Annotated in this window: 1 protein-coding gene and 2 pseudogenes; 2 read left to right on the top strand and 1 reads right to left on the bottom strand. The window is 38.2% G+C overall.

All coding sequences use genetic code 11. The features are described 5' to 3' along the window. Positions 1–166 (top strand): annotated as a pseudogene (locus tag LPKJCM_RS12970) (IS256 family transposase); the annotation flags it as partial. A gap of 220 nt (positions 167–386) precedes the next feature. On the opposite strand, the gene LPKJCM_RS11405 reads toward LPKJCM_RS12970, so the two are convergent. After that, entirely contained in the window at positions 387–617 is a 231-nt protein-coding gene (locus LPKJCM_RS11405; protein ID WP_087069671.1) for a hypothetical protein, read from the bottom strand. 91 nt (positions 618–708) lie between these two features. On the opposite strand from LPKJCM_RS11405, the pseudogene LPKJCM_RS11400 reads away from it, so the two are divergent. Further along, a pseudogene (locus LPKJCM_RS11400) lies at positions 709–1,304 on the top strand (IS5 family transposase); the annotation flags it as partial.

Below are 1,304 nucleotides of genomic sequence, written 5' to 3'. Positions count from 1 at the left end.
TAAGCATCTCAAGCGCACCACCCACCACAAAGAACAATTTCCAACGGAAGATTCACTGGATCGCTTCCTGGTTTCTCAGTTTAATGTTTATAACGAGAAGTCTCTGAAGCGGATCCACCGAGGGTTCAAAGGACTCCAGGACACCTTGGAAGCATCATTTATTTAAGTTAGATACATATTATATGTACGAAGGCATTTCATTTACACAAGATTTTTGACGCTACCGTTATTTTTTACAGTAACATCAGTTTTGACATTTGCATCTGAAAAATTATATTTGCTTGTTGAACATTTCTTAGTGTTGACGGTAAATTTACCGTTTTTTATTGGTACTTCTTGATTTTGTACCCTTAATGTTGCACCATCACTAACACCTATATTCTCACTTATTGTAACTTGATTATTGTAATCAATAAAGTTACGTTGTGATCATCTCTTGCAATTTTTTTCATTTCTTCAATAGTTCTATTAGACGTTTGGGATTTATCAAAAGTCCCTACAAGCTCATTGTGAACAGTCTCAGATATTTGTTCGGCATAAGCTTTTTCACTCATGCCAACTGTCAAAAATAAAAGAATCGAAAAGAAAATGACAAACACTCTATTGTTTTTCGACATTTTTAATCCTCCAATTGAATAAACTGGCCTTAGAAGCTGTCCAAGATCTATGATTTTTGATATACTTCTATGTAAAAAGCGAGTTTAAGCTATGAAAAATTATCCCAGCAATATTACTCGGCAACAATTTGAATTAATTCGACCAGCTTTAGAAAATTTTCGTAAGCGAACTAAGCCTCGAAAATATGACCTCTACGAGGTCTTCTGTGCGGTCCTATATGTCTTGAAAACCAGTTGCCAATGGCGTCAAGTCCCCGGTGATTTCCCAGAATGGCGGTCAGTTTACAACTATTACAAAATTTGGTCAACTAAAGCTGAGCCTACGGCTGATTCTTTATTGGAACAAGTTTTAAAAAAATTGTCATTGCTCGGCGAACTTACCAAGGACGTTCAGCTTTAACTTCCTTTATTATCGTTGACGCTCAGAGCGTCAAAAACACCGCTACTGCTGAAAACAAAGGTTACGACGCTGGTAAGAAAATCTCGGGGATTAAGCGCCATATGGCAGTTGATATCAATGGCTTTCCGCAGGCCATTCACATGACGCGAGCGAACGTCTCTGATCGAGACGGGGCCAGTGCAATGATCGCTTTACATGCCATGCATTTACGCCAGGTTCAAAATGTCTTAGTTGATGGTGGTGATTCAGGCGTTAATTTTCAGCTCGATGTAGCCAGTAATTTAAAC

The organism is Lentilactobacillus parakefiri (genome assembly GCF_002157585.1).
GTDB lineage: Bacteria > Bacillota > Bacilli > Lactobacillales > Lactobacillaceae > Lentilactobacillus > Lentilactobacillus parakefiri.
Note: the sequence above shows the minus strand (reverse complement) of the source record. Positions and strands in the feature narration are given on the sequence as shown.

Coding starts and splice junctions, on each gene's coding strand:
- LPKJCM_RS11405 (WP_087069671.1), bottom strand. CDS start 617: ATGTCGAAAAACAATAGAGTGTTTGTCATTTTCTTTTCGATTCTTTTA.